The sequence below is a fragment of the Syntrophus buswellii genome, assembly GCF_046097065.1.
Classification (GTDB): Bacteria; Desulfobacterota; Syntrophia; order Syntrophales; family Syntrophaceae; genus Syntrophus; species Syntrophus buswellii.
The window spans coordinates 2,522,439-2,541,435 of sequence record NZ_CP175563.1 but is presented as its reverse complement, the minus strand read 5'-3'; the positions used below and the strand labels follow the sequence as shown (position 1 = coordinate 2,541,435).

At 54.4% G+C, this 18,997-nt stretch carries 21 protein-coding genes; 15 read left to right on the top strand and 6 right to left on the bottom strand.

Going from position 1 to position 18,997, the window contains the following annotated elements; translation table 11 throughout:
- Positions 1 to 84 precede the first annotated feature (84 nt).
- Together ACJ77P_RS11620 and ACJ77P_RS11615 are read left to right on the top strand one after the other, a co-directional pair.
- Complete coding sequence (locus ACJ77P_RS11620) at positions 85 to 1,326, top strand: DUF1015 domain-containing protein (RefSeq protein WP_408998308.1); 1,242 nt, start codon at positions 85 to 87, stop codon at positions 1,324 to 1,326.
- A 25-nt stretch (positions 1,327 to 1,351) separates the two neighbouring features.
- Positions 1,352 to 2,116, top strand: coding sequence for a tRNA1(Val) (adenine(37)-N6)-methyltransferase (locus tag ACJ77P_RS11615; RefSeq protein WP_367361464.1), 765 nt, complete (start codon positions 1,352 to 1,354; stop codon positions 2,114 to 2,116).
- Here ACJ77P_RS11615 and ACJ77P_RS11610 read toward each other — a convergent pair.
- Positions 2,085 to 2,588 (bottom strand): DUF721 domain-containing protein, encoded by a 504-nt coding sequence (locus ACJ77P_RS11610; RefSeq protein WP_367359818.1) that lies wholly within the window; start codon positions 2,586 to 2,588, stop codon positions 2,085 to 2,087. The genes ACJ77P_RS11615 and ACJ77P_RS11610 overlap by 32 nt on opposite strands.
- Positions 2,589 to 2,701: 113 nt before the next feature.
- Here ACJ77P_RS11610 and ACJ77P_RS11605 point away from each other — a divergent pair, with 113 nt between their 5' ends.
- A complete protein-coding gene (locus ACJ77P_RS11605; RefSeq protein ID WP_367359817.1) occupies positions 2,702 to 3,058 on the top strand; it encodes a molybdenum cofactor biosynthesis protein MoaE in 357 nt (118 codons plus the stop codon).
- Here ACJ77P_RS11605 and ACJ77P_RS11600 read toward each other — a convergent pair.
- Both ACJ77P_RS11600 and ACJ77P_RS11595 read right to left on the bottom strand, forming a co-directional pair.
- Positions 3,050 to 3,589: an O-acetyl-ADP-ribose deacetylase gene (locus tag ACJ77P_RS11600; RefSeq protein ID WP_367359816.1), complete on the bottom strand. Its 540-nt coding sequence runs from the start codon at positions 3,587 to 3,589 to the stop codon at positions 3,050 to 3,052. The two genes, ACJ77P_RS11605 and ACJ77P_RS11600, sit on opposite strands and share 9 nt — an antisense overlap.
- Before the next feature lie 51 nt (positions 3,590 to 3,640).
- Entirely contained in the window at positions 3,641 to 5,233 is a 1,593-nt protein-coding gene (locus tag ACJ77P_RS11595; protein ID WP_408998307.1) for an alkaline phosphatase family protein, read from the bottom strand.
- Between the two features lie 222 nt (positions 5,234 to 5,455).
- Between ACJ77P_RS11595 and ACJ77P_RS11590 the strand changes: the two genes are divergently transcribed.
- The 9 genes from ACJ77P_RS11590 to gltX all read left to right on the top strand — a co-directional run bounded on the left by ACJ77P_RS11590 (position 5,456) and on the right by gltX (position 13,616).
- Positions 5,456 to 5,854, top strand: a complete 399-nt coding sequence (locus ACJ77P_RS11590) for a hypothetical protein (RefSeq protein ID WP_367359812.1) — start codon at positions 5,456 to 5,458, stop codon at positions 5,852 to 5,854.
- Positions 5,851 to 6,507, top strand: a complete 657-nt coding sequence (locus ACJ77P_RS11585; protein WP_367359811.1) for a protein-L-isoaspartate(D-aspartate) O-methyltransferase — start codon at positions 5,851 to 5,853, stop codon at positions 6,505 to 6,507. The genes ACJ77P_RS11590 and ACJ77P_RS11585 overlap by 4 nt, the downstream gene beginning before the upstream one ends.
- Positions 6,508 to 6,665: 158 nt before the next feature.
- Positions 6,666 to 7,550 (top strand): peptidoglycan DD-metalloendopeptidase family protein, encoded by an 885-nt coding sequence (locus ACJ77P_RS11580; protein ID WP_408998306.1) that lies wholly within the window; start codon positions 6,666 to 6,668, stop codon positions 7,548 to 7,550.
- Positions 7,551 to 7,599: 49 nt separating this feature from the next.
- Positions 7,600 to 8,748, top strand: a complete 1,149-nt coding sequence (locus ACJ77P_RS11575) for a radical SAM protein (protein WP_408998305.1) — start codon at positions 7,600 to 7,602, stop codon at positions 8,746 to 8,748.
- A 123-nt stretch (positions 8,749 to 8,871) separates the two neighbouring features.
- Positions 8,872 to 9,357 carry a CarD family transcriptional regulator gene (locus ACJ77P_RS11570; RefSeq protein ID WP_367359966.1) on the top strand — a complete coding sequence of 162 codons (486 nt, stop codon included), beginning with the start codon at positions 8,872 to 8,874 and terminating at the stop codon, positions 9,355 to 9,357.
- Positions 9,358 to 9,774: 417 nt separating this feature from the next.
- The gene (locus tag ACJ77P_RS11565) at positions 9,775 to 10,812 is read left to right on the top strand and encodes a PIN/TRAM domain-containing protein (RefSeq protein ID WP_408998304.1); all 1,038 of its coding nucleotides are present in this window, start codon (positions 9,775 to 9,777) and stop codon (positions 10,810 to 10,812) included.
- 102 nt (positions 10,813 to 10,914) lie between these two features.
- Complete coding sequence (ispD, locus tag ACJ77P_RS11560; RefSeq protein ID WP_367359807.1) at positions 10,915 to 11,607, top strand: 2-C-methyl-D-erythritol 4-phosphate cytidylyltransferase; 693 nt, start codon at positions 10,915 to 10,917, stop codon at positions 11,605 to 11,607.
- Positions 11,608 to 11,694: 87 nt separating this feature from the next.
- Positions 11,695 to 12,174, top strand: coding sequence for a 2-C-methyl-D-erythritol 2,4-cyclodiphosphate synthase (gene ispF, locus ACJ77P_RS11555; protein WP_367359806.1), 480 nt, complete (start codon positions 11,695 to 11,697; stop codon positions 12,172 to 12,174).
- Positions 12,174 to 13,616: a glutamate--tRNA ligase gene (gltX, locus tag ACJ77P_RS11550; protein WP_408998303.1), complete on the top strand. Its 1,443-nt coding sequence runs from the start codon at positions 12,174 to 12,176 to the stop codon at positions 13,614 to 13,616. Before ispF ends, gltX begins: the two co-directional genes overlap by 1 nt.
- A gap of 230 nt (positions 13,617 to 13,846) precedes the next feature.
- On the opposite strand, the gene modC is transcribed toward gltX, so the two are convergent.
- Genes modC through modA form a run of 3 tightly spaced genes read right to left on the bottom strand, consistent with a single transcriptional unit; the run spans position 13,847 to position 16,347 of the window.
- Complete coding sequence (gene modC / locus ACJ77P_RS11545; RefSeq protein WP_367359804.1) at positions 13,847 to 14,902, bottom strand: molybdenum ABC transporter ATP-binding protein; 1,056 nt, start codon at positions 14,900 to 14,902, stop codon at positions 13,847 to 13,849.
- Between the two features lies 1 nt (position 14,903).
- Complete coding sequence (gene modB / locus ACJ77P_RS11540) at positions 14,904 to 15,590, bottom strand: molybdate ABC transporter permease subunit (RefSeq protein ID WP_367359803.1); 687 nt, start codon at positions 15,588 to 15,590, stop codon at positions 14,904 to 14,906.
- 7 nt (positions 15,591 to 15,597) lie between these two features.
- Positions 15,598 to 16,347, bottom strand: coding sequence for a molybdate ABC transporter substrate-binding protein (gene modA, locus ACJ77P_RS11535; protein WP_408998302.1), 750 nt, complete (start codon positions 16,345 to 16,347; stop codon positions 15,598 to 15,600).
- A 691-nt stretch (positions 16,348 to 17,038) separates the two neighbouring features.
- Here modA and ACJ77P_RS11530 point away from each other — a divergent pair.
- The 3 genes from ACJ77P_RS11530 to ACJ77P_RS11520 all read left to right on the top strand — a co-directional run bounded on the left by ACJ77P_RS11530 (position 17,039) and on the right by ACJ77P_RS11520 (position 18,993).
- On the top strand, positions 17,039 to 17,386 hold the full coding sequence (locus tag ACJ77P_RS11530) for a hypothetical protein (RefSeq protein WP_367359801.1): 348 nt from the start codon (positions 17,039 to 17,041) through the stop codon (positions 17,384 to 17,386).
- Positions 17,387 to 17,648: 262 nt separating this feature from the next.
- Positions 17,649 to 17,930, top strand: a complete 282-nt coding sequence (locus tag ACJ77P_RS11525) for an NHLP leader peptide family RiPP precursor (protein ID WP_367359800.1) — start codon at positions 17,649 to 17,651, stop codon at positions 17,928 to 17,930.
- A 70-nt stretch (positions 17,931 to 18,000) separates the two neighbouring features.
- Positions 18,001 to 18,993: a radical SAM/SPASM domain-containing protein gene (locus ACJ77P_RS11520; protein ID WP_367359799.1), complete on the top strand. Its 993-nt coding sequence runs from the start codon at positions 18,001 to 18,003 to the stop codon at positions 18,991 to 18,993.
- Positions 18,994 to 18,997 lie beyond the last annotated feature (4 nt).

The window sequence follows — 18,997 nt, the reverse complement described above, 5'->3', positions numbered from 1 at the left end:
GGGGATCGCTGGCCTGTTTGGGGATTGATTTAGCGATTTCAATGTGTCAGTATTCGGGCAAATTTCATATCAGGAGAATTCGTTATGTCCGTCGTGATCCCCTTTCGAGCCCTGAGACCTGCTCGTTCCTTTGCCAGGGATGTGGCCTCCCTTCCCTATGATGTCCTCAACCGGGACGAAGCCAGGGCGCTTGCTTCCGGTAACCCCCTGAGTTTCCTGCGGGTTGAAAAATCTGAAATCGATCTGGACCCGCCCGAGAGCGACGTGCCGGAAAAGGTGTTCGCAAGGGCCAGAGAAAATCTGGACAGCCTGGTTCGCCAGGGCGTTCTTTTCCAGGAGAGTACCCCCGGCTTTTATATCTATCAGCAGCGCATGGGCGATCACGAGCAGACGGGGATCGTCGGCTGCGCCAGCGTCGCCGAATATGAATCGGGGCGGATCAAAAAGCATGAATTGACGCGGGCGGACAAGGAACTGGAGCGAACCCGCCATGTCGATACGGTCAACGCCCAGACGGGACCCGTCTTCCTGACCTACCGCTCAACGGACGATCTTGACCGCCTCGTCCGGGATTTCAAGGCTGCCTCCCCTGAATACGACTTTTCCGCCGATGACGGGATCGTGCACAGGGTATGGGTCGTAAGCGAGCCGGCGGATGTCCGCAAACTGGAGGAAGGGCTGAAAGGACTCGATGCGCTTTATATCGCCGACGGCCACCATCGGGCGGCGGCAGCCTGTTCCGTCTGCCGCTCCCGTCGGGAAAGCAATCCCGGGCACCGGGGCGACGAACCCTATAATTTTTTCCTTTCCGTGATTTTCCCCCACAACCAGTTGAGGATCATGGACTACAACCGGGCCGTCCGGGACCTCAACGGTTTGGATCGGGAAACCTTTTTCCGGAAGGTCGAAGAAAAGTTTGAAATCCGCCCCGATTTCAGCCGGAAATCTCCCGAGGCGTTCCATTCTTACGGAATGTATCTGGACGGTAAGTGGCACCAGCTGATTGCCCGGGAAAATCTCTGCGATGAAGCGGACCCCATCGGCCGTCTTGACGTATCCATTCTGCAGAACCACCTTCTGCACCCGTTGCTGGGCATCGAGGATCCCCGGACGGACCAGCGCATTGATTTTGTCGGGGGCATCCGGGGAATGAAAGAGCTGGAGCGGCTGGTGGATTCCGGCAAGTTCGCCGTCGCCTTTTCCCTCTTTCCCACAACATTGGAGCAGCTGATGGCGGTGGCGGATGCCGGACTGGTCATGCCTCCCAAATCCACCTGGTTTGAACCGAAACTACGCAGCGGCCTGTTTGTCCATCGCCTTTCTTAGCGGGAGGGTCGGCACAGGGGGCATCATGATTCTGGCGCGGGAAAACGAGACCGTGGACGGCCTTCTGAACGGACGCCTCCAGGTTATCCAGAAGAAGAGGGGCTATCGCTTTTCCCTGGATGCCCTGCTGCTGGCTTCTTTTATCCGTCTGGGACAGGAACATTCGCTTCTGGACATGGGAACGGGCAGCGGGGTTCTTGCCCTCATCACCGCCATGCGGCGTACGGATGTCCGGGCTGTCGGGGTCGACATCCAGGAGAGCATGGTTGAAATGGCCATGCGCAGCGCGGCCCTGAATGGTCTCGATGGCCGGGTGTCCTTTAAGGTGGGGGATGTCCGTCAAATCCGACGGTTTCTTGATGCGGAATCTTTTGATGCCGTTGTCTGCAATCCACCTTATCGGAAGGCGAATACCGGACGAATCAACCCCTTGGGCGAGAAGGCCCTGGCAAGGCACGAGATCCGGGGGGCTCTCCGGGACTTTCTTGAAGCGGCCGCCTATGTCTTGAAGCCTGGCGGCCGCTTCTTTGTGATCTATCCCGCTCAGCGGCTGGTGCCCCTTATCGCGGGGATGCGGGAAGCGGCCCTCGAACCTAAACGGTTCCGGTTGGTTCATTCCCGGAGTGACACAGCGGGGACTTTTGTCCTGTCCGAGGGCTGCAAGGGGGGAGGCGAGGAACTGGATGTTCTTCCTCCCCTTTTTATCTACAGGGATTCGGAGCTCTATACCGAAGATATGGAGGAGCTTTTCAGGGAGCTTAACCGGTTTCCGACAGCCGGCGGCGGCTGATTTCCTTCGTCATGACGCGCTTGACGATTTCCCGGAGCTCTTCGTCGGCGATGTGTTTCGTGCAGTCGGCGATCATCTGTAAATCCCTTTTCTTCAGGCTTCGGGAGGCTTCTGACGCTGAAGAAGGGGGCGGCGCGGAAGAGGTTGTCGGACGGGCGTCAACCCGGCCCAGAGAAAAGAAAATATTCCGGATTTCCTCTTTTTGTGCTAGGGAATTGAACTGCCTGATGATATTCTCTTTGAGAAAATGGAGCTGCTGCATCCAGACCGATGTGGAAACGGCCACAAAGAGCGTCCTGGCCCTGATACGGCTGGGCCTTGTCTGGGCGGCAATCTGTGGACCGACGGCCTGGTCCCAAAGGGCGAGAATCCGCTTCTCTTCGAGATCAAAGGGAACATGCCGCCTCTTCAAGGCCTTTTGAAGAACCGGGCCAAGAGGTTCCATTTTTTTCTGTGCAGCTCTTCTTCGCATGGCAAATCTCTTCTCACAGTTACGGGCTCGGGTCAATACGGGTTTGGGCGGGATCTCGATTATTCTAAACGCCCCTTGTTTTTTTTTTCAGGGATTCGAAAAAGGAGGTTGCGATGGATCTGATGGAAATGATTCAAAAGGTAAAGAGTCACCCCGATTTTCATAAGGCGGGGATGATTCTGTGTCATAACGGCGTGGTCCGGGCGACGACCCGGGACGGGAAGCCCGTCTCCGAGCTTACTTTAACAGCCGACCGGCAGCGTCTTGAAGCCATTGTAGCGGAGGCGAAGAAGCGGCCGGGCATTGTGGAAGTCCTCGTTGAAATCCGCGAAGGTCTGCACCCTGTCGGTGACGACGTGATGTACATCGTCGTCGCCGGTGATATCCGCGAGAACGTCTCCGAAACCCTGATGGATACCCTGAACCGGATCAAGGCCGAGGTCACCAGGAAGCAGGAAACGTTAATATGACGGAATAAGGTCCCGGAGAACGGCTGAAAAGGCCTCGAAGGTCTCCTGCCCGAACAGGACAAAGCGGACAAGCTCGATGTCCCGGTGGGCCGCGAGGTAGTCAAGAACCGTTGTCAGGGCAATCCTGGCGGCCTCCTGGAGCGGATAGCCATAAACCCCGGCGCTGATGGCCGGGAAGGACAGGCTTTTCAACCTGTTTGCGGAAGCCAGTTTCAGGCTTTCCCGGTACGCGCCGGCCAGGATGTCCGCTTCACCGTGGGCGCCGCCCCGATAGATTGGACCGACGGTGTGAATGACGTACCGGGCCTTGAGATTGCCGCCCGTGGTTATGACCGCCTGGCCGGGGGGGCAACCCCCGATTTTGCGGCATTGAGCCATAATGGCCGGTCCGCCGGCCCGGTGAATGGCGCCGTCGACCCCGCCCCCGCCTCTCAGGCCGCTGTTGGCGGCATTGACCAGGGCATCCGTTTCATCCAGGGTGATGTCGCCCTGAACCAGGACGACTCTTCTGTTTCCGATTCGATGTTCCATATTCCCATCTTCCTCAGCCGGATGTTGTCACGACAGGGGCTGACCGTTCTTTTATGATTGACAGAAGACGGCTTGCCCCGTTCCGAAGACAAGCATGTCGTAGGTTTTTTTGATTCGGTCCCAGTTTTCTTCCCGGTCCATGGACCAGTACCGGCCAATGACCGAAACCACCTTTCCCCTTTGCAGTTCCGCCGCCTTGTTTTCAATCTTTTCAATATACAGAGCGCCGCTTTCCGGCTGTTCACCCCGACGGCCGAGCATGGCATGAATGTAGACCTCGGGGACACCTTCCCGTTTGGCCATCTCCATCAGGGCAAACAGATGCGAAAGGGAGCCGTGCGAGCTGAAAAAGGAAACGATGCCCAGCAGATGCAGGGCCTTGGAATTGCGCTTTGCCGCAGACATGACGGAAAGGAAGGCTTCGTTCTCGTAGAACGTTCCGTCGGAAATGGCCTGATTGATGCGGACCCGATCGGCATAGATCGGCCTTCCGGCGCCAATGTGCAGATGTCCCGCTTCCGAATTTCCGACCGTTCCTTCAGGAAGCCCGACGGCTTCTCCCGCCGCCTTCAGGGTCGTCCATGGACCGGTCGTTTTCAGGCGATCCATGGTCGGCGTGGCGGCTTGGGCAATGAGGTTGCCCAAGGTCTGGTCGCTTTCTCCCCAGCCGTCGAGAATGAGAACAAGGAGCCTCTGCGCCGGCTTGATCCCTTCGGGACCGGGGGTGATGATCAGCGATTTTCCGGTCATGGCCGCCGGAACGGGGAGGCGGAACAGCTGGAGGACGGTTGGGGCGATATCCGTCAGGGCTCCATCCCGGCGAAGCTCAAGGTCCGGGGTATCGTGGAGCAGGATGAAAGGGACGGGGCTGTCTGTGTGGCCCGTGTCAATAACGCCGTCGGGATAAAGCCATTTTTCGACTGTCCCGTGGTCGGCGGTGACCATGACCGTCAAGCCCCGGCGCTTCGCCTCGTCAATGACCCGGCCCGTCTGGCGGTCGACTGCTTCCACGGCCCTCAGGATGGCCTGCTCATTTTCAATGTGGCCGACCACGTCCACATTGGGGAAATTTGCAAGGATGAACCGGCAGGACGGATCGGCAATCTTGTCGAGAATGGCTTCGGTTATTGCCTCGATGGACATCTCCGGGGCTTCATCGAAAAGATGGACGTCTCTGCGCGTGGGCACGATGATCCTCTCTTCTCCCGGGAGGGGATGCTCCTTCTTCCCGTTCAGGAAATAAGAAACATGGACCGCCTTTTCCGCTTCGGTGATCTTGGCTTGGCTGATGTGGTTCCGGGAAAGGACGTCGCTTAAGGTATCCTGCAGCTCTCCCTCCGGGGGAAAGGCCACTTGCACATTCAATCCCTTTTTGTATTCAATCATGGTGGCAAAGGACAGCAACAGGTCATCCACCGGGGAGAAAGCAGAGAACCCTATTTCCGTCAGGCTGCGGGTCAGTTCGATTTCACGTTCTCCCCGGATGTTGTAGAAAATGACGGCATCATTTTTCCCGATGCGGCCAACCGGCCGCTGACCGGCATCCATCAGAACCAGAGGTTCCAGGGTCTCGTCATCGCTGTTGCGCAGATACGCATTCCTGACGGCCTCTGACATGGCGTGACCTGTGGAGAGTTTCCCCATGGGCATTTCCTCCTTCTTGATTCTTACTAACGAAAGCGGCCGGTGATGTAAAGGAAAAATCAGAGAAGACGGGGTTTGCCTTTTCAGTTGAAAAAAGGAGTGTTCAATGCTAATAATCACCAAATATTGAATTTGAAAATATTTATTTTTATTTAATATATTCAGGGAAATCTTCCAAAATCTGCCATAGATAATTTATGGAATGAAGCGGAGCAGACAATCATGATTCTTCTGACAAAAACCCCCGAAAATGTCCTTCAGGAGGAACTGCTTAGAGAAAAAGCAGAAGTCCTCAGCCGGGCCGGCGAGAGGGTCTCCTCGATCCTTCAGCAACTGCAGGACATGGAAGAGGACATAGAAGGGTCCCTCCGTTTCCTGACGGGGGATTGCTCGGAAGGTTCCGTGAACGTCGCCCTCTCTCCCGATGCGGTCATGCCTGAACCGTTGATGATCGAAAAAATCAATGAAAAAATCCTCCAGTTTAACGCGTTGAGAGAGGAGGCGAAACTGCGCTATCACTATCTGATCATCACCCGGGAGGCCCTGGGTATGCGGAAACATCACTGGGTTGAAGCTATTTATAAAATTCCTGCGCGGAAGGGATATATGCACGGTCGATGATGGACAGATTTCAAAAGCAGCGTTGGCGGATGGTTGAAACCCAGATCCAGGCCAGGGGGGTCACAAATCCCCGCATTCTTGAGGCGATGTCCAAAATACAGCGCCATCTTTTTGTTGAAGAGGCCCTGGCGGATCAGGCATACAACGACAACCCCCTCCCGATTGGTGAGTTGCAGACCATTTCTCAGCCCTACATGGTGGCCCTGATGACGGACGCCCTGGAGCTCAAAGGGAGGGAGCGGGTTCTGGAGATTGGAACCGGATCGGGATATCAGACCGCCCTGCTGGCGGAACTGGCCGAACAGGTCTTCTCCATAGAGCGGGTTGCGTCGCTGGCCAACAATGCCCGTCGCATCCTGGATCATCTGGGATATTACAATGTGGCGATCCGGGTAGGGGACGGCACTTACGGCTGGAAAGAGGAAGCGCCCTTCGACGCCATCCTGGTAACGGCGGGGGCGCCCGGAATCCCGCAGCCGCTGGTTGAGCAGCTGGCGGTGGGAGGGCGGCTGGTTGTGCCGGTGGGTGGAAGGTCTGTTCAGGATCTTCTGAAAATTACGAGACAATCCGAGGATGTGCAGGACTTGAAAAAAGAACACCTGGGAGGCTGCCGTTTTGTAGACCTGATTGGAGAATATGGCTGGTCCGGCTGATCTTCCTTAAGATGTATTTGTGAAACGAGGAGCCGACACTGAGCAGATTGACCCTTTCCAAAAAACATTTCATCTTTTTGTTTCTGCTGTTTATTCCGTTTATCTTCTCTGACGTCTACGGTTTTAAATCCGGAAAACCGAAAGGTGTATACCATCGAGTGAAGAAGGGGGAGACCCTTTACAGCATCGCCAAGGCGTATTCCGTGCATGTGCAGGACCTGGCGGAGGTCAATAATGTTGAAAATCCCGACCTGATTGAAGCGGATCAGGTTCTCTTTGTCCCGCATGCGAATGAGGTCATCGAAGATGTCATGCTGTTGCTGAGGGCTCAGGGATTCGACCCTCTGCGGAACAAACCCCCCGCTGGCGAAGAGCCCGTTGCCAAGAGTCCGCCCGGCGGAGAAAGTCCTTCCCGTTCCAAACCCCTTTTGAAATCTGACGGCAGCCGGACTTCGGATGTTGAGTCCCCCAAGGCTTCGCCTTCCCTTCCAGGCAGCGCAGCAGGAGAGATTTCTGAAACGCCGGAAGAGGAAGCCGCTCCGAAGGAGCGGGAAGAATTGCCTCCCAAAGCGCCCCCCCCCGCCCCTCCGCCGAAGCCTGTAAAAAACGCCGCCGGTTCTTTGAACAAGGAGGAGTTGCCGACGGATGCTTCCGGTAAGCTGCAGTTTGACAAAAAGCGGTTTATCTGGCCTGTCAAGGGCAGGGTCATCTCCCGTTTCGGCATTCAGCCCAACAAAATGTATCACAACTGGATCAGTATCAGCGGAAAGGATATGACGCCCGTCGTTGCAGCGGCCGGGGGAACGGTGATTTTTTCATCGGAGTTGAAGGATTACGGTGAAACGATTATTATCAAACATGCAGATAATTTCGCCACAGTCTATACCCATCTGAAAACCCGGAAGGTCCGGTTGGACGACACGGTCCGAAAAGGGGACACGATCGCCCTGATTGGAAAGATCGGCGAAGAGGATAAAGTGTATCTTAATTTCGAGGTTCGACACCAGAACCGGGCAAGGAATCCGCTTTTTTTCCTTCCCTGATGATCATCGCCCTCTTGGAGAGCGAATGTCATGACATATGAGGTGCCCCATGGATTTTTCGTTTGAACAGGGTCCAATCCGGCCGCCCAGTGAGGCAAAAAGCCTGCTGATCCGGGTGACGCGCAACTGTCCCTGGAACAAGTGCGCGTTCTGCAATTCTTATCGGGGGAAAAAATTTGAGCTGCGGCCTCTCGATGAGATTATTGCCGACATCAAGAAAATGCAGGAAATTGCAAGCCATGTTCAAAAGCTGTCCTGGAAACTCGGTGAAGGGGGGAAGGTGACTAATCGGGTGATCCGGCTCATTTTTGGCCAGGAAAGCACCTACGATGACAATTTCCGCTCCGTGGCCGCCTGGCTGTATTTCGGGGGGCAATCCATTTTCCTCCAGGATGCCGACTCGCTGATCCTGAAAACGGAAACCCTTGTTTCTGTCCTCAACGAAATCAAAAACGCCTTTCCATTCGTAACGCGGATTACCTCCTATTGCCGTTCAAAGACAGCCTCCAGAAAATCGGTGGATGAATTGAAGCGGCTCAAGTCCGCCGGATTGTCGAGAATTCACATCGGGATGGAAAGCGGATACGATCCGTTGCTGGCCTATATCCGCAAGGGGGTTACCGCCGCCGAGCACATTAATGGCGGGCGCCATGTCGTTGAGGCGGGGCTCTCCCTCAGCGAGTACGTGGTGCCCGGTCTTGGAGGGATCCGGTGGACGCGGGAGCATGCCGAAGAAACGGCCCATGTGCTCAACCAGATCAATCCTGACTTCATCCGGCTGAGATCCCTGCACGCCGTTCCGGGGACCGATCTTCACGACAAACTGCTGAAGGGTGACTTTATTCCTTTAAGCGATAATGATGTCGTAAAGGAAATCCGGTCTTTGATTGAAGGGCTTGAAGGCATTGAATCTTGCGTGGTCAGTGATCATATCCTGAACCTCCTGGAAGAGGTCGAGGGGAAATTGCCCCAGGACAAGGAAAAGATCCTGAGCGTTATTGACCGCTATCTGGCCCTGCCGGAAAAGGACCAGCTCATTTTTCGGCTGGGCAGGAGAAAGGGCATCTACCGCAGCGTTGATGATTTCTCCGATAGCCGCCTCTACAATTCCCTGCGGGAGACGGTTGAAGAATATGAACTCCGGGAGCCCGGCCAGCTCGATAAGGCGCTATCCCTTATGATGCATAGCTATATCTAGAGGGGACCTGGATCCTGTTCTTCCGGAGACGAAGAATAAAGAACGTAGATGGGAATTATATTGACGTTTTTTCAAATATTTGATAGTAATAGCAATTCAAAATAGCTTTAAGGAGTGTGGATGATGTTTAAGGTGGGTGATTTGGCAGTATATCCAGCGCAGGGTGTGGGTGTCATTGAGGCCATTGAGAGCAGGGAAGTCATGGGCAGCACTCAGAAGTTCTATATCATGAAAATTATGAGCAATGGCATGAAGATCATGATCCCCACTGGCAGTGCGGAGTCCGTAGGGCTCAGAGAGCTGATTCTCGAGGATGACGTCCCGAAGGTTTATGAGATCCTGAAGAACAAAGATATAACCATCGACAAGCAGACCTGGAATAAGAGATACAGGGAATATCTGGAAAAGATCAAAACGGGTTCGGTATTTGAGATTGCCCGGGTGCTCCGGGATCTGCTCATTCTGAAAAATGACAAGAACCTCTCGTTCGGTGAACGGAAGATGATGGATACGGCCAAAAGTCTTCTGATCAAAGAAATCTCTATCGCCAGTAACGCAGAAGAGACGAAAATCGAGCAGGATCTGAAGTCAATTTTCTCGTTGCAGTAAGTCTGTCCGAAATATTTGCCTTCTTGAAATGCTTTCCTTAAGCCGCAGACGAACGCGAACGATGAGAAGGAGGTAGATAAGCGATCAGGAAAGAGATGAGAGAAGGCTATTCCTTCTGTACAACAGTGTTGACGGTGCTCTTGAATTCTCCATATGAAATATCCCCTTGCTTTCGCAAAAGAAAGCATGAGTGGTGTTTTGTATCAAATTTAACTTCAGCCAAAAAATTCGAAGGAGTTTATTCCGGGTTGCATTCAAAAGGATAACAGGGCGGCAGAGGACAGGCGGTGCGGCAGTTTCTGAACCGGTCGACCAGCCTGTGGCGAAGCCAGCCGTTAGCCTGCAATGAAGGCCGCCTAGTATGGGCCTCGCCGTGCGCGAGGAATAGGGTTGACCCATTTCAGCGAAGGAAAGGAGGTGAAAAAGTTGATCGTCAGATTCCTTTTAGGATTTGTATGTTCCATCAGTGGTTATTTTATTGCCAGCAATTATTATAGTTTCCCGCTTTCATTGATCGGATTGTTGTTGGGATGCCTCACGGCTTTATTTGTAATACAGGTTGAACAGGCCCTCAGGAAGCTGTCTCTGCGGATCATCTTCGGCGGTGTGGCCGGTATGATCGTCGGCTTGCTGATTGCTTTTTTGTTTGCCTATGGTCTGAATTTTATAACCGATATTGAAGAGAAATATCAGATCGCCCCTTGGATCTATGCGCTTTGGACGGCGGTCATGGGTTATCTCGGGCTTGTCCTCGGATCTAAAAAAATTGAAGAACTTTACAACATCATTGGACGTGGCCAGAGTGCAGATAAGGAAAACAGGGATTACAGGATTCTTGATACCAGTACCATCATCGACGGCAGACTGGCAGATATCTGTGACACCGGTTTTTTGGAGGGAACGCTCATCGTTCCTCGATTTGTTCTGGATGAATTGCAGTACATTGCCGATTCGTCTGATTCCATGAAGCGTTCCCGGGGCAGGCGCGGGCTGGATATCCTCAACAGGATGCAGAAGAGCGCCGGGATCAGCATCGAGATTGTCGATCAGGATTTTCCCCGGATAAAAAGTGTGGACGCCAAACTGGTTGCTTTGGCAAAGAAGATGAACGGCAAGATTATCACGAACGATTTTAATCTGAATAAGGTAGCTGAACTGCAGGGGATCCGGATACTTAATGTCAACGAGTTGGCGAATGCCCTGAAGCCGGTCGTTCTTCCGGGAGAAGTGATGACGGTGAAGATCATCAAGGAAGGGAAGGAAGCCGGCCAGGGGGTGGCATACCTCGATGACGGGACGATGATTGTCGTGGACAACGCACAGAGGTACCAGGGAGCGACCGTTGAAGCTCTGGTGACCAGCGTTCTGCAGACGACGGCGGGCCGGATGATCTTTTCGGAGCTGAAGGACATCGTTGGCGAAAAGAAAGCCTATGGAAACGGCGCCAGACAATAACAGGCCCGACAAAAGCCCGGGAGAGTTCTGCTCCCCGGGCTTTTTCCATGTGGTTCTCCTGCCAGGACTTACCATGATGAATTGAAGAATGGACGATTACCGATGAATCCGAAAGTGGTCGCCATCATTCCTGCCGGAGGCTCCGGGCGGCGTATGCAGAGCCGCAATCCCAAACAGTATCTTCTGCTCGATGGCAAGCCTGTTCTTGTTCATACCCTGCTTCGGCTGCAGCAACATTCACTGATTGATGAGATTCTGCTCGTTGTTCCAGAACAGGACCGTTCTTTTGTCGTGGAAAACATTGAAAAACCTTACCGCCTGACGAAGATCCGGGAGGTGATTTCCGGGGGAAAAGAGCGGCAGGATTCGGTCAGAAACGGCCTGGCAAGGGTCGGGGATGACTGCGACATTATTGTGGTTCATGATGGCGTTCGCCCTTTTGTTGCGGAAGAAACGCTTTCTCAGGTCATCGGCGCGGCCCTCAGGTTCGGTGCGGCGATTGCCGGGGTTCCTGTAACGGACACGGTAAAGCAGAGCGACGGGGCCGGAAATATCTCCCGGACTCTGAATCGGGAAGCGCTCTGGCTGGCGCAGACTCCCCAGGCCTTTGGTCGGCGGATTCTCCAGGAAGCCTACCTGAAGGCTGCTGAAGAGGATTTTCACGGGACGGATGATGCGAGCCTCGTGGAGCACCTGGGAATTCCGGTAAAATTGATTCCTGGAAGTTATCGAAACATCAAAATCACAACCCCCGATGATCTTGTCCTGGCGGGGGCTTTCTTGAAGCAGGATTGAGGAGGGATCTTTCCGCCCTCCGATGATCCGGAACCGCCTTGGCTTTCATCCAGGCCGTGCGTTGCATGTCAAAGGAGACGATAGACCGTGAGAATCGGCTGCGGGTATGACAGTCACCGATGGGCTGACGATCGGGAATTGATCCTCGGCGGGGTGAACATTCCTCACGATCAGGGGCTGACAGGCCATTCCGACGCAGATGCGCTGACCCATGCCATCTGTGACGCTCTTCTGGGCGCCATTGCCGGGGGCGACATCGGCCTGCACTTTCCCGACACCGATCCGGCCTTTTCCGGAATATCGAGTCTGAAGCTGCTGGCAATCGTCAAGGACATGGTCACAAAGAAGGGCTTTGCCATCGACTACATCGATTCCACCGTCATCATGGAAAGACCAAGGCTGAGGCCTTATATCGCAGAGATGGAGGAGCGTCTTGCCGAGGTCCTGGACCTGCCTCCCGGTCGGATCAACATCAAGGGCAAGACGAATGAGGGAATGGGATTTGTGGGGCGCCAGGAGGGGGTTGCCGTTTTGGCCGTGGCAACGGTTAGAGAGAGTTCGGATTGATGAGCAGAGAAAAACCGAGAGTGCGCTTTGCCCCCTCACCGACGGGGGATCTTCATGTGGGCAATGCCCGGACCGCCCTGTTCAACTGGCTTTATGCCCGTCACTACGGTGGCAGGCTGATCCTGAGGATTGAAGACACCGATCGTGAGCGGACAACAAAAGCCTTTGAAGACAATCTCATTGAAGATTTGAAATGGCTGACCCTCGACTGGGACGAAGGTCCGGAAAAAGGCGGCTTTCTGGGACCCTATCGGCAGAGCGACAGGTTGGACCTTTATGACGTCTTCCTGAAAAAGCTGATCCAGGAGGAAATGGTTTATCCCTGTTACTGCACCGAGGAAGAGCTGGAGCTGGAAAGAACCGCCCTCCTTTCCAGGAAAATCGCACCCCGCTATCTGGGAAAGTGCCGAAACCTGACCCTGAAAGAGCGCGGAAGGCTGGAAGCCCAGGGACGGAAGCCGGCCTACCGGTTCAAGGTCCAGCCGGGACCGATTGCTTTTCCGGACCAGATCCGGGGACCGATGAAATTTGAGGGGGAGGCGATCGGCGATTTCATCATCGTCCGCTCCAATGGAATCCCCGCCTACAATTTTGCCGTCGTCATCGATGACCACTTCATGGAAATTTCCACTGTGATCCGAGGGGAAGACCATCTGTCCAATACGGCAATCCAGCTGATGCTCTATGAGGCCCTGGGGTTTGCCCCGCCTCAGTTTGCCCATCATGCCCTCATCCTGGGAAGGGATCGGACGAAATTGAGTAAACGACACGGTTCTGTTTCCGTGCGGGAATTCCGGGAGCAGGGGATCCTTCCCGAGGCGCTTCTCAACTATCTGGCTCTCCTTGGCGGTTCCCTCGGGGAAGGCCGGGAAGTCTGTTCTGTGGATGAGCTTGTCGCTGCTTTTTCCCTGGACAGAGCGGGCAAGAGCGGTGCCGTTTTTGACGAGGACAAGCTGGTCTGGCTCAACAGCCTTTACATTCATAACGCGTCGTCGGAGGATCTGAAGAATCGGCTGTGGCCCTTTATCCTGAAAACAGGATATGATCCCGCTTTGATGGACTTGCAGTGGCTGGAAGGGATGGTGGCGGCGGTGCAGCCGAACCTGGCCAGACTGTCCGATATCGGGCCGTATCTTGCGATGTTCGTGAACGAGGGATTTCCCCTCGAAGAGCAAGCCCTTGCTCTTCTCCGGGAAAAGGACTCGCAGGCTGTGCTTCAAGCCCTGTTGAAGCTGGTCGAGGAGGGGGGAAATGGAGCGGACGATTACCCCCAGCTGATGAGGCAGCTTCGCAGCATCACGTCCGTCAAGGGAAAAGGGCTCTTTATGCCCGTGCGGGCAGCCCTGACAGGGTCTATCCGGGGTCCGGAACTGGATAAAATCTTTTCCCTGCTGGAGAAGCAGGAGATCCTGGCCCGGTTGAGGCGGGCCCTGTCTCCTTAGGACAGCTTTCCCCCTCTTTCTAGAACCATCTTCATTTCAACGATATATATCTATTCCATTTCGTTACTATCGTTTGAAGAACGGCGGCTGTGGCTCCCCTGCGGGGCAGGGGTGCGATTCCGTTTCTTCAGCAGCAGGACGCACCGGTTACGGTAGGGAGAAAGAGGCGGCAAGGCCGTTCCGAAAGAGTTTCCTGACGGGGCCTTGAACTGCTGAAATCCTGTCCCGCCTTACCCAAGCCGCCGAAAGGCCGTGGCCTTGAATGCGGCAAAAATCTGTATCCCCCTGACAATGCCGAGATCCTCGGCAGCCTGCCTGGAAATCGCCGCGATCAGGCGTTCTCCTCCACACTCCAGCTCCACGCCCAGCCTAAGACCCGTTTCAAAGATATTGGTCACGCGGCATTCAATGAGATTCCGGGCGCTGATCGCCTCCGGATGCCGTTTGAAGAGAATGATGTCCGTCGAGGAAAGTTCGAAGAGGGCTTCGGACAGATCGCTTTTTCCGGAAACAAGCAGCGGAACCTGGCCCCAGAGGTAAACCTGCAGCCCATCGATGAGTCGGGATAATCTCAGTTTCAGAAGATTGGTGTAATCGGTTTCATTCGCGCCCATCCGGCTCCGCGCCAGTTCCTCCGCCGTCATCTGCCCGGTGACATTCCCGTCGGCGACATTGAGCACCATGTCTGTCATGATTCTCATTTCGAGCAGGGAATGGGAGATGAACAGATACGGAATGTGAAAGGTCTCAGAAACGCTTTTCAAAAAGGGAAGAATCTGAAACTTGAGGATGTCATCAAGGCCTGAGAGGGGCTCGTCCATGATCAGCAGCCGTGGGTTGGACAGGATTGCCCGGCCGATGGCCACCCTTTGCCTCTCGCCACCGGAGAGATTTCCCACGCCCCGCTCCAGGAGATGTTCGATCTGCAGGACGCCGATCACGTTATCCAGGTTAATCTGGCGGTGTTCCTGGGTGCAGCGCTTGTAGCCGTAGAGTAGGTTTTTCCTGACGCTCAGGTGCGGAAAAAGATGGGGGCGTTGAAAGACCATCCCGATCCGCCGGTGCTCCACCGGAACGTTGATCCCCTGCCTGCTGTCGAAAAGTGCCTCTGCATCGAGAAGGATCTTTCCGCGGTCGGGTCTGATCATTCCGGCAACGAGCCCTACCAGGGTGGACTTTCCGCTTCCCGAGGGGCCGAAGAGGCCGATTCGCTCTCCGGCAATCGAGCATTCGGCCTTCAGCTGAAACAGGTCGAAATTTTTTGATATGTCGATGCTCAATTCCATATCAGTCCATCCGGATCATTTTCCTTCCCAGCCATTCATGGAAGATAAGCACGGCTACCGAGAGCGAGAGGGATACGAGGCACAGGGCCATGGCCATCTCATCGCCTCGAGGGGAACTGACGTATTCATAGATTGCCAGCGGTATGGTCTGGGTTAGGCCGGGAATGTTCCCGGCAACAATAATGGTCGCCCCGAATTCACCCAGCCCCCGGGCGAACATGAGAACGGAGCCAGCGATGATCCCCCGGACCGAAAGGGGCAGAATCACTGTGACGATGTTGTCGAACCAGCCGGCTCCCAGGGTACGGGAGGCCTGAATCAGTCGAATGTCGATGGTTTCCATCCCGGTCCGGATCGATCGGACCATCAGGGGAAAGCCCACCACCGCCGTGGCAATGACCGCCGCCTTCCAGGTAAAAATCACCTGAATGCCAAGGGGCTGAAGGATCATTCTTCCAACCCATCCCTGCTGACCCAGGAGAAGCAGCAGAAGGTAGCCGACCACGACGGGCGGCAGCGTCAGGGGGAGATTCACCAGAACATCAAGGGCGATTCTGCCCCGGAATTTCCGGAAGGTCATAAGGTAGGCAACAGCAAAAGCGAAGGGAAGAGAAATCAAAGTGGCCACGATGGCCACCTTGACGGAGAGCAGGATTGCCGAATAATCGGTTGGCGTAAACCCGGGCATGAGGAATTCAGCTTACTGTAAAGCCATATCTGATGAGGACTTTTTTGGCCTCGTCGGATTGCAGGAACCTGTAAAATGCGGCCGCTTCGGCCTTCCTGCTGCCCGATGGGGTCAGCGCCATGAGGAACGTCACCCTTGGGTAGTAGTTCTGGGGAACAATGAAAAGGATCTTCGCATGCTTGGCAAGTGCCGCATCCGTCCTGTAGACGAAGGCGCCGTCCACTTCGCCGCGCTCAGCGTACATCAGGCATTCCCGAACGTCTTTCGCCATCACCAGCTTGTTTTCCAGCTGCCTGTCTATTTTCGCGCTCTTGATCGCCTCCATGGCGTATTGACCTGCAGGAACGCTCTTCGGGCTGCCGATGGCGATCCGCTCCAATGTGACCACATCCTGAAGAGTTTTCAAATGGAGGCTGGATTTGCCCACGAAAACCAGTTGACTGAAAGCAAAGTTGGAAACGGTCTTGGCATCGACCAGCATCTTTTCCTTCAGATAGTTCATCCATTCCACATTGGCGGATAAGTAAACGTCACAGGGGGCACCGTTCGCGATCTGCTTTGCCAGCGCCCCGGAGGCGGCAAAGTTTCTCTGGAATGCCGTTCCACGGTTTTTCTTCTCAAATTCCGATGAAAGTTCAGTGACCACATCCTTGAGACCGAGCGCAGCGGACAGGTTGATATCAGCCGCAAGGGCGGATCCTGTCCACGAGACAAACCAGATCACAGCAAACAGCACGTTCATGACACACTTTTTCATTGTTCATCGTCCTTTCCGTCGTTTGATTTTGGGGGCTGCAAAGGCTGATGACGGAGCCCCGGCTCCCGCCGATTAACTTATATTATGCCTGGCATAACATAAACAGATTCAAAAAACAAGCTTCCCTCTTGCCACAAATTTCATTGCTGCAGGCGAGCAGAACATCTTGCATCGGCCATGGGCATTTCCGGAGGTGGAATGTCTTCCCATCCCCTTTATTTTACAGGAGAATTTCAATAATTAACCTAATATTACGAATACTAACATAAGATAACCTTAAATTCTTGATTTCGGATTCCCGCCGTGATAGGGTCGAAAAAAGCTTCTAAAAGGCCATGCAGTGCGGCATCTCTCCGGGGACCATGGAGTCTGAAAGGGACGTGACGCTGACCTTTTTTCCCGTGATGTCATGGCCTTTAGATGTGTTAATATTGGTATATTTTCCGTATGAAAGTTGAGTCGGCATGCAATGAGTGAAAGCGGGAATCCAGCCCTTGAAAGCTCTCTCTGTTATGAGAGCTCTGAAACAACGTCCCATGTTCGGACAGGCGGTCTTTCTGGTGGGAGATCTTGTTCTCGTGCCAGTCACGTTGTCTTAAATAAGATGAAAGTTCTTGTGGTTTCCGGTGCACGCTCCCATGTCGGAAAGACTTCTCTTGCACGGGCACTTTGTCGGATGCTTCCAGGAGCTGTGCGAATCAAGATCGGCCATCATCCCCGTAAAGCAGGTTATGATGACGGTTTCTTCTATCCAAAGGGGACCGGTTTTAAGGTGATTGCCTCCGAACACGACACGGTGGAGTTTCTGATCATTGAAAGCAACAGCATCCTGGAGGAGGTCAGTCCCGACTGCACCATTTACCTCCCGGCGGATAACCCCAAACCTTCGGCTGAAATGGCCCTGAAAAAAGCGGATATCATCCGTGGGCATCCCGTTTCGCTCTCAGGAATAGCCATGCTGGCGCAACGGCTTGGATGCAAAGAAGCGGTCATTGAGAAAATCATAGAGGTGTCAGGGGCGCACAAAGAGCAGGGATGAAGGTTTTCTTTTCACTGTCCGTGATGTGAATATGGTTTTTTCTTAAAAGAATCGATATCCCCGGGCGGCAGCCATCGGAGATGGGTTCTTTCGACAATACCTCCCGATATTCCTTCCCAGGCAAATGCGTATCAGGATCTGACCGTTCACGTTCTTCCTGACAGCGATCAGGTGGACCGGATTGATAACTCTATCCAGGCCTTTTCCGGAGGTGAAAACAGGGTGGTTTTGTATTATCAGAAATAAATGCAACGAGGAAAAAATGAAAAAAGAAGACGAAAAAAAAGAGCAAAACAAAAAGATGGCGAAAATCATAGCCAGGGCCTGGAGTGACGAATCCTTCAAAGGGCGTTTCCTTTCCAACCCCAGGGCTGTTTTGTCCGAATATGATGTTTCTGTTCCGGCGGGAGTTGAAGTAACGGTCCTCGAGCAGACCGATAAACTCATGTATATCGTCCTGCCGTTGAAACCGGGTGAAGAGCTGCTGGTCAAGCCCATGATGAGTGATGAAACGGATGAGATATCCTGTGTCAGATGCGTTTAAAGGGATGCCTGACTGCATGCCGCTTACGATTCATCGACAGACCAGCGCCATGGCATCGGATGAATAACCCATGTTGATTTCCCCTCTGAACCCGCTCGAACTGAAGATTGAAATCACGGACGCATGCAACTTGAACTGCACGTTCTGCTACCTCGGGGGAGAGATCCGTCAGGGCAGATCGTTCATGCCGGACCAGGAGGTCCTTGGCTGGATCGACTGGGCTGTGGATAACGGCATTCCGGGAGTCCGTTTTACAGGGGGAGAGGCCACGATGCATCCGCAGATTGAAATGTTCTGCTGTTATGCACACCTCTGCGGCCGCACCGTCATCCTGAACACCAACGGCACCGGCGACACCGTGCTCTACCGGAGGCTTTTCCCTGTCGTGGATGACCTTCGGATCAGCCTGCCCTCGCTCGATGCCGGGCACCTGGACCGGATGACTGGAGGGCTGGGCCTGCTGCACCAAAAGGAAGGGCTCATCGAACAGGCGCTGGAGGCTGATGTGCCGCGAATCTGTCTTCTAACGCCCCTGTTGCCGGAACTGCATGGAACATTGGAGAAGTTTGTCCGGTTTGCAAAAAAATCTCCCCGGCTTTTCTGGATGCCGCTGCGCTACGAATCTACGCCGATTCTGCCCCGCCCCTGGACGCGGCCGGATGCACAGGCCTTTGCCGAGGAAATGGCGGATTTGATGGATAAGCACCCCGATCAGGCCAGGGGGGTCTTTCTGGCCATGCCCTTCTGCGCGGTCAGGCCGACGGAGCTTGGGGCGCGTGTGTTTCACGGCCGAACGAGGGACTGCGGCCCCTTCGTGGCATTGAACGTCAGCGCCCGCGGCCGGATGCAGGCCTGCTTCGATGTATGCGAGCTGAAGGAAACCGGGAATCTCGAAGAAATCCGGAAGAGCCCGGAAATCCTGTCCTGCGCATCGACCGAAGCGCTGCCTGCGGAATGCCGTCACTGTGCTTATCTCGCCCGGTGCGCCGGCGGCTGCCGCAAACCCTATGGCCTGGTTCAGCACGGCGGCCGGAACATCGATTATCTGGCTGGATATCTATAAGTTT